The sequence below is a fragment of the Allobosea sp. genome (assembly GCF_036675845.1).
Lineage (GTDB): Bacteria > Pseudomonadota > Alphaproteobacteria > Rhizobiales > Beijerinckiaceae > Allobosea.
The window spans coordinates 18,915-31,841 of sequence record NZ_JAKFED010000040.1 but is presented as its reverse complement, the minus strand read 5'-3'; the positions used below and the strand labels follow the sequence as shown (position 1 = coordinate 31,841).

Sequence of the window (12,927 nt, the reverse complement as noted above, 5' to 3'; positions counted from 1 at the left end):
CCAAGCGCGACTTCTCCCGGACGCGGGAGCCCAAGGGCGCCGCCGCCCGCCGGAAAGCGGCGCAGGCCGGCGGCGCCTTCGTCATCCACAAGCACGCGGCCCGGCGGCTGCATTACGATCTCCGGCTCGAGCATGGCGGCGTGCTCTGGTCCTGGGCGGTGACGCGCGGGCCGAGCCTCGATCCCGAGGAGAAGCGCCTCGCCGTCCATGTCGAGGACCATCCGCTCGAATACGGCGCCTTCGAGGGCACGATTCCGGCAGGCCAGTATGGCGCCGGCTCGGTGATCATCTGGGATGAGGGCCGCTGGTTGCCGGAGGGCGATCCTGCCCATGGCATGGAGAAGGGCCACATCGCCTTTGCGCTGGAGGGCCACAAGCTCGCCGGCGGCTGGCATCTGGTGCGGCTGAAGCCGCGCCGTGGCGAAAAGCGCGACAACTGGCTGCTGATCAAGGTCGATGACGAATACGCAAGCAGCGACGAGGACATCCTCGAAACCGCCCCCGATTCGGTGAAATCCGGCCGGAGCGTCGAGGAGATTGGCGAGGACGACAATGCCGAGGTCTGGTCGACGGCCGAGCGGCCTGCAAAAGGCCGTGAGGTCGAGAATGCAAGGCCTCGAGCCGCGAAATCCCAAACGGCACGCAAGGCGAAGGACGAGGCCGATGCCCTGCCGCGCTTCGTCGAGCCCTGCCTCGCGACCTTGCAGGAGAAGCCGCCGGCCGGCGAGAACTGGCTGCATGAGGTCAAGTTCGACGGCTACCGCCTGCAGGCGCGGCTCTCCGATGGCAAGGTCAGGCTGCTGACCCGCACCGGCCTCGACTGGAGCGAGCGCTTCGGCAGCGGCATCGTCGCCGCGCTTGCCGCCCTGCCATGCGACACGGCGCTGATCGACGGCGAGGCGGTGGTTTTGGCCGAGGACGGCATTTCCTCCTTTTCCGCGCTCCAGGCGGCGCTTTCCGAGGAGAAGACCGAAAATCTCGTCTTCTTCGCCTTCGACCTGCTCCATCTCGACGGGGAGGATTTGCGGGCCGAGCCGCTGCTCGCCCGCAAGGAGCGGCTGGAGGCCTTGCTGCAGGCGGGCAAGCCCGAAGCGCCGCTGCGCTACAGCGAGCATTTCGTCGAGCCGGGCCAGACCATGCTGCGCCATGCCTGCCGGATGGGGCTCGAAGGCGTGATCTCGAAACGAACCGACGCGCCCTATCGCAGCGGCCGCGGCCGCGACTGGGTCAAGTCGAAATGCACCCAGCGCCAGGAATTCGTCATTGCCGGCTATGTGCCCTCGAAGGCCTCGCGCAACCAGCTCGGCTCGCTGGTGCTCGGCTATCACGAGGACGGCGAGCTGAAGCCCGCCGGCCGCGTCGGCACCGGTTTCACCCGCAAATCCGCCGCCTCACTGAAGAAGCGGCTCGACGGAATCCGGGCGGAGGCCTCGCCTTTCGAGGGCGCCGCCGGCCGCGAGCGCGGTGTCGTCTGGGCCCGGCCGGAGCTCGTCGCCGAGATCAGCTTCGGCGCCTGGACCGCATCGAAGACCCTGCGCCATGCCAGCTTCCTCGGCCTGCGCGAGGACAAGCCGGCCGAGGACGTCGTCGAGGAGCGGCCGGTTGCGCTGGAGCCGGAGAAGAAAGCGGCCGGAAAGGCAGCCAAGCCGGCGGCCGCAACCGGGAAGAGCGCCTCTGTGCCCGCGACAGAGGTCACCCTCAGCAATCCGCAAAAGCCGCTCTGGCCCGATATCGGCCTGACCAAGCAGGGCCTGCTCGACTACTACGCCAGCGTCTGGGAGCGCATGGCGCCCTTCGTGATCGAGCGCCCGCTCAGCCTGTTGCGCGCGCCGGACGGGATCGGCGGCCAGGTCTTCTTCCAGAAGCATGCCGGGGCCGGCCTGCACAAGGCGGTCGCCCGCATGCGCGACAAGGAAGGCGAGGAACTGCTCTTCATCCGCGATTTCGACGGGCTCGCGGCGCTGGTCCAGCTCGGCACGGTCGAGATCCATGTCTGGGGCGCCAGGGCCGACAGCGTCGAGACGCCGGACCAGATCATCTTCGATCTCGATCCCGACAAGGGCGTGCCGGTCGAGCGGGTGCGCGAGGCGGCGCTCAGCGTCCGCGAGCGGCTGGCCGAGCTCGGCTTCGAGAGCTTCCTGAAGACCTCCGGCGGCAAGGGCTTCCATGTCGTCATGGCGCTGAAGCCCAAGGCCGGCTGGGACGAGGTCAAGGGCTTCGCCCGCGACTTCGCCAAGGCGATGGAACAGGCCGAGCCGAAGCTCTACACCGCGACCTTGTCGAAAAAGGCGCGCAAGGGCCGGATCTTCGTCGACTATCTGCGCAATGGCCGCGGCGCGACCGCGATCGCGCCGTTCTCGACGCGTGCCCGTCCCGGCGCCGCGGTCGCGATGCCGATCGCCTGGGAGGCGCTGGAGGAAGACATCGCGCCCGACGCCTTCAAAGCGCAGGAGGTGATGAAGAAAGGTCCGCCTGCGGATGCCTGGGCCGGCTTCCTCACGCCAGGGCGGGCCCTGAAGGGCCGCTGATCAGGCCGCCATCCCGCCGCGATCATAGCGCTGCTGCGCCGCCTCGACCTCGCCGATATGCGCCTCGGCCCAGAGTGTCAGGGCCTGCACCGTGCCGGCGAGCGTCCGCCCCAGCGGCGTCAGCGAGTATTCGACGGTGACCGGAACCGTCGCGAAGGCCCGGCGGCCGATCAGCCCGTCGCGCTCCAGGCTCTTCAGCGTCTGGGAGAGCATCTTTTGCGAGATGTTCTCGATCCGCCGGCGCAATTCGTTGAAGCGCAGCGTCCCCTTCTCCAGCAGGATCAGGATCAGCACGGCCCATTTGTCGCCGATCCGGTCGAGCACGCGCCGGGTCGGGCATTGGGCGTTGAACGGGTCGGGGCGCTGCAGCATGACGGTTTCCGGCAGGTAACCTTGTGGCGCGAAAGTGCCTTCTTGAGTGAAAATCGCATGCACGCCATCTGGTGTCCATCGGAATGCAGGTTCCCATTGGATACCAAGGAGGCTCTCATGAACATCGCCCTGATCGGCGCCACCGGCTTCATCGGCTCGCGGCTGCTCGCCGAACTCGGCCGGCGCGGCCATCGCGTCACGGCCATCGTCCGCAATCCCGAGAAGGTGCCGCAGGGCGCCGGCGTCACCGCGAAGCGGGGCGATGTCTTCGACCGGGACGGCCTCGCCGCGCTGCTCGCCGGCCATGACGCGGTGATCAGCGCGGTGCATTTCTCGGCCAGCGACCCGGCTGTCCTGCTCGCTGCGGTCAGGCAGTCCGGGGTGAAGCGCTATCTCGTCGTCGGCGGCGCCGGCAGCCTCGCGGTCGCGCCCGGCGTGAAGCTGTTCGACACCAAGGAATTTCCCGCGATCTATCTCGACGAGGCGAAGAAGGGCGGCGCCTATCTCGATCTGCTGCAGGCCGAGGCCAGCCTTGACTGGACCTTCCTCTCGCCCTCGGCCCTGATCGAGCCCGGCGCGCGCACCGGGAAATTCCGCCTCGGCAAGGACGATTTGCTGGTCGGCGCCGAGGGCCGCAGCGCGATCTCGGCCGAGGATTATGCGGTGGCGCTGGTCGACGAGCTGGAAAAGCCGGAGCACTCGCGCCAGCGCTTCACGGTCGGCTACTGAGCGGAGCCCGAGGGCCCAGTCAAAGGCCGGTCCGTCATTGCGAGGAGCGAAGCGACGAAGCAATCCAGCGGGCGTAGGGCTCGGCCGCCCCTGGATTGCTTCGCTGCGCTCGCAACGACGGAGCGGCGCGGCAGAGCCGCTTGTCCGGGATGACCCGTTCTTTCAGGGCGCCGTCTCGCCTATGCTCAGAGCAGCCCGCGTTTGGCGAGATTGCGCATCAGATGCGAGATGCCGAAGCTCCAGGGCTCGCACTCGTCGGAGCGGCGCATGCGGTTGACCAGCGCGCCGAGCTCGGGCGCGGCGATGGTGACGATGTCGCCGTATTTGTGGGTGAAGCCGCCGCCTGGCGTGTCGCGATCCTCGATCGGCGCGAACATGGTGCCGAGATAGAGCGCCGCGCCATCCGGATACTGGTGGTTCGCGTTGAGCATCTGGCCGGCGAGGTCGGCCGGGTCGCGGCTGATCCTGGCGATCGAGGACGAGCCCTTCATCGTGAAGCCGTCCTCGCCCTCGACGGTCAGCGTCACCGTCGTGTTGCGGACATGGTCGAGCGTGAAGGCGCCGTCGAACAGCCGGATGAACGGGCCGACCGTCGCTGCGGCATTGTTGTCCTTGGCCTTGCCGAGCAGCAGCGCCGAGCGGCCCTCGACATCGCGCAGGTTGACGTCGTTGCCGAGCGCCGCGCCGACGATCCGGCCGTCGGAGGCGACGATCAGCACGATTTCCGGCTCGGGATTGTTCCAGGTCGAGACCGGATGCAGCCCGGCATCGAAGCCGGTGCCGACCGACGACATCGGCTGGCCCTTGGTGAAGATCTCGGCATCGGGGCCGATCCCGACCTCGAGATACTGGCTCCAGGCGCCCTGCGCGATCAGCACCTCCTTCAGCCGCATCGCTTCGGCCGAGCCGGGCTTGAGCTTGGAAAGATCGTCGCCGATCAGCTTGCCGATCTCTTCACGGATCGTGACGGCCGCGGCCGGGTTGCCCCGCGCCTTCTCCTCGATGACCCGTTCCAGCATCGAGATCGCGAAGGTGACGCCGGCTGCCTTCACCGCCTGCAGGTCGAGCGGCGAGAGCAGAAAGGGCTTGCCGGCGTCGCGGCCGTCGACGGGCGTGTTGGCGAGGATCTCGGCGAGGCTGCCGATCCGCTCGCCCTGCGCCGCCGCAAGGGCGGCAGCCGGGTCCGCGGTCTCGCAGAGGTCGCGCATCGTCGGGAAGGCGGCGCTGACATCGACGAGGTCTGCGCCGCGCAGCACGACCACGGACGGTCCGCCGAGCTCCGGGCGCCAGGCCCGGCCGGCCAGCGCGGCGCGGGCGGCATCGGCCGGCAGGGTGTTGGCGGGCGTGAGCGAAAGCATCGGCATCGGGTTCAGGTCCATGGGCGGATCGCGGGACGGCGCAGAACAGCCGCTTCCGCGCGATTGCGCAAGGGTTCAGGGAGCCATGACGCGCCGCTTCCATCGCAAGGCGGGGATGTCATCGTTTTGTCATTGAAACGTCGCCCCGGCTTCATGCTAGCTTGCGCACCAACGACAAGAGCCGCCTGCGCCGCATCGCAGGGCGGGAAGGGAGAATGCCATGACCGTGAAACTGACGACTTTTGCTTCGGTGGCCGCCTTCGCCTTGGCGACGGCCTCACCGGCCCTGGCCCAGACCGAGATTCAGTGGTGGCATGCCCTGACCGGCGCCAACAACGATGTGGTCGTCAAGCTGGCGGAGGAGTTCAACGCCTCGCAGAAGGACTACAAGGTCGTCGTCGCCTATAAGGGATCTTATCCGGACACGCTGAACGCCGGCATCGCCGCCTTCCGCGCCGGCAACTCCCCGCACATCCTGCAGGTCTTCGAGGTCGGCACCGGCACGATGATGTCGGCCAAGGGCGCGGTGAAGCCCGTGCACGAGATGATGAAGGAAGCCGGCGAGACCTTCGATCCGAAGGCCTATCTGCCGGCGATCACCGGCTATTATTCGACCAGCAAGGGCGAAATGCTCTCCATGCCGTTCAACTCGTCGAGCATGGTGATGTGGTACAACAAGGACGCCTTCAAGAAGGCGGGCCTCGACCCCGACGCGCCGCCCAAGACCTGGCCCGAGGTCTTCGAGGCCGGCAAGAAGCTCAAGGCCGCCGGCTGGGACAAATGCGGTTTCACCAATGCCTGGGCGACCTGGGCCAATATCGAGCAGTTCGGCGCCTGGCACAACATTCCGCTGTCGACCAAGGTCAATGGCATGGAGGGCTTCGACGCCGTCCTGACCTTCAACAAGAGCCCGATCTTCCTGAAGCACTGGACCAATCTGGTCGAGCTGCAGAAGGACAAGACCTATGACTATTCGGGCCGCACCAACACCGGCGAAGGCCGCTTCACCTCGGGCGAATGCCCGATCATGCTGACCTCCTCGGGCTTCTTCGGCAACGTCAAGGCCAATGCCAAGTTCGATTGGGCCAATGCGCCGATGCCGTATTATCCCGATGCTCCCGGCGCCCCGCAGAACTCGATCATCGGCGGCGCCTCGCTCTGGGTCATGGGCGGCAAGACGGCTGAGGAATACAAGGGCGTCGCCAAGTTCTTCACCTTCCTGTCCAATGTCGACCGCCAGGTGAAGCTGCACACCGAGTCGGGCTACCTCCCGATCACCAAGGCGGCCTATGAGAAGGTCAAGGCGTCGGGCTTCTACAAGGACAAGCCCTATCTCGAGACGCCGATCCTCGAACTCAACAACAAGGAGCCGACCGAGAACTCGCGCGGCCTGCGCTACGGCAGCCTCGTCCAGATTCGCGACGTCTGGTCGGAGGAACTCGAGGCGGCACTGGCCGGCCAGAAGAGCCCGCAGGCGGCACTCGACGCGGCGGCCGAGCGCGGCAACCAGATGCTGCGCCAGTTCGAGCGCACCGCGACGCGTTGAGCCGAAACCTCCCCGTCCTTCCGGGCTCGGGCCGCAAGGCCCGAGCCCGGAATCCATGAACATTCCGGCGCAGAATGAAGACGCGACAATTGACACGGGTTGTGTTCATGAGATCCGGGCTCTTCGCTTGCGCGAAGCCCCGGAATGACGCTGGCTAGGGCTGCCGATGCAGAAATATGCTCACTTCAAGGGCCTGACGATTCCTTTGCTGCTGCTCCTGCCGCAGCTCGCGATCACGCTCGTCTTCTTCTACTGGCCGGCCAGCCAGGCGGTCTGGCAGAGCTTCCTGATGCAGGACGCGTTCGGCATCTCGACCGAATTCGTCTGGTTCGAGAACTACCGCAACCTGTTCTCGGAGCCGGAATACTACAAGGCGCTGGCCAACACCGCGATCTTCTCGACCTTCGTGGCGGCGCTGTCGCTGTCGATCGCCCTGCTCTTCGCGGTGATGGCCGACCGGGCCATCCGCGGCGCGGAAATTTTCAAGACCCTCCTGATCTGGCCCTATGCGGTCGCCCCCGCCATCGCCGGCGTGCTCTGGATCTTCATGTTCGATCCCTCGCTCGGCATGCTGGCGCGCGGCCTGCGCAGCCTCGGCATCGCCTGGAACCCGCGCCTCGACGGCGCGGACGCGATGACGCTGGTCATCATGGCCGCGACCTGGAAGCAGATCAGCTATAATTTCCTGTTCTTCCTCGCCGGCCTGCAGTCGATCCCGAAGAGCGTGATCGAGGCGGCCGTGATCGACGGCGCCCGGCCGATGCGCCGCTTCTGGACGATCATCTTCCCGCTGCTTTCGCCGACGACCTTCTTCCTGCTGGTCGTCAACCTCGTCTACGTCTTCTTCGACACCTTCGGCATCATCGACACGGTGACGGGCGGCGGTCCTTCGGGCGCCACCACCACCCTGGTCTACAAGGTCTTCTCCGACGGCAAGGGCGGCTCCAATCTCGGCGGCTCGGCGGCCCAGTCGGTGATCCTGCTGATCATGGTCATCGGCATGACCGCCATCCAGTTCCGCTTCATCGAGCGCAAGGTGAATTACTGATGGCCTCCGTGCTCTGGCAGGAACTCACCGCCGAGGAACTGCGCGCCAAGGCGGCGAACGACGCCGTCGTCATCCTGCCCGTCGCCTCGATGGAGCAGCACGGGCCGCATCTGCCGGTCGGCGTCGACACCATCCTGTGCGGCGGCGTCTGCAAGGCGGCGGCCGAGCGCGCCGGCGATCTCGACGTGGTCGTCGCGCCGACGCTGTGGTGCGGCATGGCCGAGCACCACATGGCCTTCGGCGGCACCTTCACCTTCGACATCCCGACCTATCGCGCCGTGCTGCTTTCGCTGCTGAAGAGCCTCGAGCGGCACGGCTTCCACCGCGTGCTGATCGTCAACGGCCATGGCGGCAACATCGCCGCGCTCTCGGCCTTCCTGCCGGACTTCGCCCGCGAGACCACGCTCTCGATCCGCGCGACGACCTATTTCCTGCTGGCGCAAGCGGAGATGGCGCCGTTCATGCAGGACCAGACCAGCGTCATGCATGCCTGCGAGGTCGAGACCTCGATGATGATGGTGCTGGCGCCGGAGACGGTGCGCCAGGACCGCCTGCCCGAGGCCTTCGGCATGCGCGATGCCGATCCCGCCGCGCTGATGCGCCCGACGGTTGCCCGCTACAAGCCCTTCCGCGAGATGACCGAGACCGGCGTGATCGGCGACGCCCGCAAGGCGACGCCCGAGAAGGGCCGCGCCTTCATCGAGGCGGCCGCCGACGCGCTGGCGAAGCTTCTGCAGGAACGGGGAGGAAACCTCTGATGGTCGAGGACCGCCGCCTCGGCGACATCATCGCCTATGTCATCCTGACCATCGGGGTGCTGATCCTGGCCTTTCCGGTCTGGCTGACCTTCGTCGCCTCGACCTGGGACAACGCCACCATCATCAACGGGCAGTTGCCGCTCTATCCCGGCCCGCATCTGTTCGAGAACTATTACCGCATCCTCTTCGTCGGTACCTCGGGCACGACGCGCGAGCCGGTGGCGGGGATGATGTTCAACTCCTTCGTGATGGCGATGGCGATCGCGCTCGGCAAGATCTTCATCTCGGTGCTCTCGGCCTATGCCATCGTCTATTACCGCTTCCCGTTCCGGATGGCGGCGTTCTGGATCATCTTCGTCACGCTGATGCTGCCGGTCGAGGTCCGCATCTTCCCGACCTTCAAGGTGGTCTCCGACCTGCGGATGCTCGACACCTATCAGGGCCTCGCCGTGCCGCTGATCGCCTCGGCCACCGGCACCCTGCTGTTCCGGCAGTTCTTCATGACCATCCCCGACGAATTGCTCGAGGCCTCGAAGATCGACGGTGCCGGGCCGTTCAAGTTCTTCAAGGATACGGTCTGGCCGCTCTCGCTCACCACCATCGCGGCGCTGTTCGTCATCCAGTTCATCTATGGCTGGAACCAGTATCTCTGGCCCTTGCTCGTCACCACCAAGGATTCGATGCAGACCATCGTCATCGGCATCCGCAAGATGATCGTCACCTCCGACGCGCTGACCGAATGGCAGCTCGCCATGGCGACCGCGATGCTGGCGATGCTGCCGCCGGTCTTCGTCGTCATCGCCATGCAGCGGCTCTTCGTGAAGGGCCTGGTGGAGACTGAAAAGTAAGGGGCGGCCAGCGCGTAGAAAACGGCAGACGGAGCCGTTTCTACTCGCCATTCGCCATTCGCCATTCGCTACTTCCCAGGACACCCATGGCCCAGGTCACGCTCACCAACGTCAAGAAGATCTATGCCGGCGGCGTCGAGGCCGTGAAGGGCGTCTCCTTCGACATCCCCGATGGCGGCTTCTGCGTCCTCGTCGGCCCCTCCGGCTGCGGCAAGTCGACCTTGCTGCGCATGGTCGCCGGGCTCGAGACGATCTCGGCCGGCGACGTCGCGATCGGCGAGCGCGTCGTCAACCAGATCGAGCCGGCCGACCGCGACATCGCCATGGTCTTCCAGAATTACGCGCTCTATCCGCATATGAGCGTCTACGACAACATGGCCTATGGGCTGCGCAACCGCGGCACGCCCAAGGACGAGATCGAGAAGCGCGTTGCCGAGGCCGCCCGCATCCTCGATATCGAGCCTTTCCTGCAGCGCCGGCCGCGCCAGCTCTCCGGCGGCCAGCGCCAGCGCGTCGCCATGGGCCGCGCCATCGTGCGCAAGCCGCAGGTCTTCCTCTTCGACGAGCCGCTCTCCAATCTCGATGCCAAGCTGCGCGTGCAGATGCGCGTCGAGATCAAGAAGCTGCAGCGCGCGCTCGGCGTCACCGCGATCTACGTCACCCATGACCAGGTCGAGGCGATGACGCTCTCAGACAAGCTCGTGGTGATGAATGGCGGCCGGGTCGAGCAGATCGGCGTGCCCTCCGAGGTCTATCGCAAGCCGGCGAGCAAGTTCGTCGCGACCTTCATCGGCTCGCCGCCGATGAACCTCTTGCCGGCGGCGATCGACGGGCCGGGCATCGTCGCGCTCGGCGACGCCATCCTCGAGGTGCGCGACCTGCGCGAGGACCTGCCGGCCGGGACGGCGATCGAGGTCGGCTTGCGGCCTGAGGATGTCGAGATCGCCTCCGAGGGCGCGGCCGGCACCTTGCCCTTCGACGTCGAGTTCATCGAGGAGCTCGGCGCCACCCAGCTCTTCCATGGCCAGCTCGCCGGCCTGCCCTTTGTGATGCAGGCCTCGACCGGTTCGGTCGCGGCGCAGCCCGGCCGGCTCTGGGTCGCCGTCGACCCCGACCGCGTCCATGTCTTCGACGCCGCCAGCGGCCTGCGCCTGGGGCGGGCCTGACGCTCTCCGAGGCCGCTGGTCAATAGCCTGCGGCGCGGCGCAGCAGGTCGATCCCGACCAGCGTCAGCGCCGCCTTGACCGTGATCAGGAACCAGCGTTCCGGCAGCTTCTCCAGCAGCTTCGTGCCGGCGATAGTGCCGGCGAAGCCCGACGCGATCATCGCCGCGATCAGCGGCAGCCAGTCGGCGAAGGCAAAGCCGAGCGCCGCGAAGGCGAAGACCTTCAACAGATGCTGCACGGTCTGGCAGGCGGCGTGGGTTGCGATCAGCTGGCGTTTTTCGAGTCCGAGCGGCAGCAGCAGCGCCTGCACGAACGGCCCGGTCGCGCCGACGAACATGGTGACGAAGCTCGCAAGGCCGCCGCCGATCACCAGGCCGGAGGAGGCGAGGCCGGGAATGCGCGGCTTCGGCACCCAGGTCATCGCCAGGATGAAGACGCCGAGCAGCCCGAGCAGCCCGCGCTCGGGCAGGGCGACCACGAACCAGGCGCCGAGCACGACGCCGACCAGCGAGCCGGCCGTGAAGCGCGCCACCAGCGGCCAGAGCGTGTGCGCCCGCTGCACGATGGTGCGTCCGATATTGGAGCCGAACTGGACGAGGCCGTGCACGGCGATGACCACGCCCGGCGGCACCGCGCCGGCAAGCGCGCCCAGCATCGCGACGCCGCCGCCGATGCCGAAGGCCGCGGTGAAGGCCGAGGTCAGGAAGCTGATGGCGATCAGCAGGAGCGCGAGGGCCGGCGAGAGACCGGTCGGCAGCAGCGTCGAAAGCATGGCGGAAACCTGAAGGCGAGGGCGCCCTTTTGACACCGCCCCGCTGCTTCGGCAACGCGCCGGTCGGAAACCATTTCGCCGGTTTCCGCTTTACAAGCGGCCGCGCTCGGGATTCCCTCAGCTTCAAGGCCAGAGCTGCCCGCGCCAGGTCGTTTCGACCGGCCCTGGCAGCAAGCAAAGAGCCGGTTCTCAGGTTGCGTCATTCGGGAGTAGCGTCATGACTCGCCTTCTCGGCATTCTGGCCTTCGTCTTCGCCTCGCTCGCCGGACTCAGCTCCGCGCAGGCCGGACTCAATGTCCGTGTCGACATCGCCGCCCAGCGCATGACCGTGACCACCAGCGATGGCGAGGTCCACAACTGGGCGATCTCCTCGGGCCGCAAGGGCTTCCGTTCGCCCAGGGGCGTCTATCGGCCGACGCGGCTCGAGCGCAGCTGGTACTCGCGCAAATATGGCGGTGCGATGCCGCATGCAGTGTTCTTCCGTGGCGGCTTTGCCATCCACGGCACGACCGCGGTCGGCGCGCTCGGCCGCCCGGCCTCGCATGGCTGCATCCGCCTGCACCCGGCCAATGCCGCAAAGCTGTTCGCGCTGGTCAAGAAGCACGGCGCCGGCGCAACCCGCATCGCGCTCGACGGTGCCGTGACCGACAATCACTCGCGCTTTGCCAACGCTTCGGGGGGCAAGAAGGTCGCCAAGGCAAGAATCAAGAGCAAGAGCCAGATCGCCCGCACCAAGGCCAAGGCCGAGCAGAAGGCGCATGTCGCCGCCAAGCAGCGCCATGCGCCGGGCTGGGGCGAGGCGCGCGAGCACATCCTGCTGCGGCCGGCCCTGCCGCCAGGGGCATACGGCTATCAGCCCTATGGAGGATCAGGCTATGGCGGCTCGGGCTGGCGCTGAGGCCCTCTTCAGAGCGCCGCGGCCGCGATCCGCATCCAGCCTTCGAGCGTCTCGCCCGGCTCCAGCCGCCTGAGCGGCGAGGCGGCGCGGACGATTGCCTCGCTGGGCGCGCCGGCCGCATGGCTCTGCGGCTCGACGCACAGGAAATCCGCCCCCGCCGGCGCCCAGACCACCGGGCAGAGCAGGCTCTCGCTTGCGGTGATCGCGATGGCGAGGCCGGAGGATGGCGTCTCGATCCGGGCGACGCCGCCCCAGCCGAGAAAGCTCCAGGCCGTCTCGGTCCCGGTGGCGAAGACCGGCTTGCCGGCATAGGGGCCGCCGGCAATGAGCGCCTGCGTGCCGGTGGCGCGGAACTTCTCGCCGAAGATCAACGCGCCGCTCGCGGTCATACCGAGACGCGTGTCGGGCGCACAGGGAAGCCAGGGATGCAGCCCCATGCCGAAGGGTAGTGCCGTATCGGCCTCGTTCGTGAGCGAGAGCGTGACGGTCATACCGGCCTCGTCGAGCCGGATGTCCTGTCGGGCGCGATAGCGATAGGGGTCGGCCCCGGCATTACGGCGGTGGACCAGTACGGCATGGCCTGGGTCCTGTCGCTCCATTTGCCAGGCAGACTGCCAGCCAAAGCCGTGGATCGTGCCGGACGGGTCGTTGGCCGGCACGGTGAAGCGGCTTTCGCCATCGTCGACGACACTGTCGAAGGCGCGGTTGGCGAAGGGCAGCATCGCCCATGCGCCGAACTTGTTCGGCGCTGCGGTCGAGGGCGCGAGGCCTTCGGGCGCGTGCAGCAGCTTGTGTGATCGACCATCGGGCCCGCGCCATTCCAGCGCCGCGACGATGCCGCCATGCTCGGGCGAGATGCGGGCGGCATACGACCCGGCTGCGAGGGATAGCATGGCGTCGGCTC

Annotated in this window: 12 protein-coding genes; 8 read left to right on the top strand and 4 right to left on the bottom strand. The window is 67.3% G+C overall.

All coding sequences use genetic code 11. From position 1 onward, the window contains the following. Positions 1-2,528 (top strand): DNA ligase D (gene ligD / locus V6M56_RS03895; RefSeq protein ID WP_332681410.1); only part of this gene is annotated, 2,528 nt, incomplete at its 5' end. Here ligD and V6M56_RS03890 read toward each other — a convergent pair. Then, positions 2,529-2,900: a winged helix-turn-helix transcriptional regulator gene (locus tag V6M56_RS03890; RefSeq protein ID WP_332681408.1), complete on the bottom strand. Its 372-nt coding sequence runs from the start codon at positions 2,898-2,900 to the stop codon at positions 2,529-2,531. Positions 2,901-3,017: 117 nt separating this feature from the next. Here V6M56_RS03890 and V6M56_RS03885 point away from each other — a divergent pair, with 117 nt between their 5' ends. Continuing rightward, a complete protein-coding gene (locus tag V6M56_RS03885) occupies positions 3,018-3,629 on the top strand; it encodes an NAD(P)-dependent oxidoreductase (protein WP_332681407.1) in 612 nt (203 codons plus the stop codon). Positions 3,630-3,814: 185 nt separating this feature from the next. Here the strand turns inward: V6M56_RS03885 and V6M56_RS03880 are convergent, their stop codons facing one another. Beyond that, the gene (locus V6M56_RS03880; protein WP_332681413.1) at positions 3,815-4,987 is read right to left on the bottom strand and encodes a fumarylacetoacetate hydrolase family protein; all 1,173 of its coding nucleotides are present in this window, start codon (positions 4,985-4,987) and stop codon (positions 3,815-3,817) included. A 220-nt stretch (positions 4,988-5,207) separates the two neighbouring features. Between V6M56_RS03880 and ugpB the strand changes: the two genes are divergently transcribed. From ugpB to V6M56_RS03855, 5 genes are all read left to right on the top strand, one after another. Continuing rightward, entirely contained in the window at positions 5,208-6,533 is a 1,326-nt protein-coding gene (gene ugpB / locus V6M56_RS03875) for a sn-glycerol-3-phosphate ABC transporter substrate-binding protein UgpB (RefSeq protein WP_442881073.1), read from the top strand. Between the two features lie 166 nt (positions 6,534-6,699). Continuing rightward, positions 6,700-7,581 (top strand): sn-glycerol-3-phosphate ABC transporter permease UgpA, encoded by an 882-nt coding sequence (gene ugpA / locus V6M56_RS03870; protein ID WP_332681406.1) that lies wholly within the window; start codon positions 6,700-6,702, stop codon positions 7,579-7,581. Next, positions 7,581-8,339: a creatininase family protein gene (locus tag V6M56_RS03865; RefSeq protein WP_332681404.1), complete on the top strand. Its 759-nt coding sequence runs from the start codon at positions 7,581-7,583 to the stop codon at positions 8,337-8,339. The genes ugpA and V6M56_RS03865 overlap by 1 nt, the downstream gene beginning before the upstream one ends. Next, positions 8,339-9,187, top strand: a complete 849-nt coding sequence (gene ugpE, locus V6M56_RS03860) for a sn-glycerol-3-phosphate ABC transporter permease UgpE (RefSeq protein WP_332681402.1) — start codon at positions 8,339-8,341, stop codon at positions 9,185-9,187. The genes V6M56_RS03865 and ugpE overlap by 1 nt, the downstream gene beginning before the upstream one ends. Positions 9,188-9,273: 86 nt before the next feature. Continuing rightward, positions 9,274-10,353 (top strand): sn-glycerol-3-phosphate import ATP-binding protein UgpC, encoded by a 1,080-nt coding sequence (locus tag V6M56_RS03855; RefSeq protein WP_332681400.1) that lies wholly within the window; start codon positions 9,274-9,276, stop codon positions 10,351-10,353. A 19-nt stretch (positions 10,354-10,372) separates the two neighbouring features. Here the strand turns inward: V6M56_RS03855 and V6M56_RS03850 are convergent, their stop codons facing one another. Next, on the bottom strand, positions 10,373-11,125 hold the full coding sequence (locus V6M56_RS03850; RefSeq protein ID WP_332681398.1) for a sulfite exporter TauE/SafE family protein: 753 nt from the start codon (positions 11,123-11,125) through the stop codon (positions 10,373-10,375). 217 nt (positions 11,126-11,342) lie between these two features. Here V6M56_RS03850 and V6M56_RS03845 point away from each other — a divergent pair, with 217 nt between their 5' ends. Beyond that, a complete protein-coding gene (locus tag V6M56_RS03845; protein WP_332681396.1) occupies positions 11,343-12,023 on the top strand; it encodes a L,D-transpeptidase in 681 nt (226 codons plus the stop codon). A gap of 8 nt (positions 12,024-12,031) precedes the next feature. Here the strand turns inward: V6M56_RS03845 and V6M56_RS03840 are convergent, their stop codons facing one another. Beyond that, a complete protein-coding gene (locus tag V6M56_RS03840; RefSeq protein ID WP_332681395.1) occupies positions 12,032-12,916 on the bottom strand; it encodes an aldose epimerase family protein in 885 nt (294 codons plus the stop codon). Positions 12,917-12,927 lie beyond the last annotated feature (11 nt).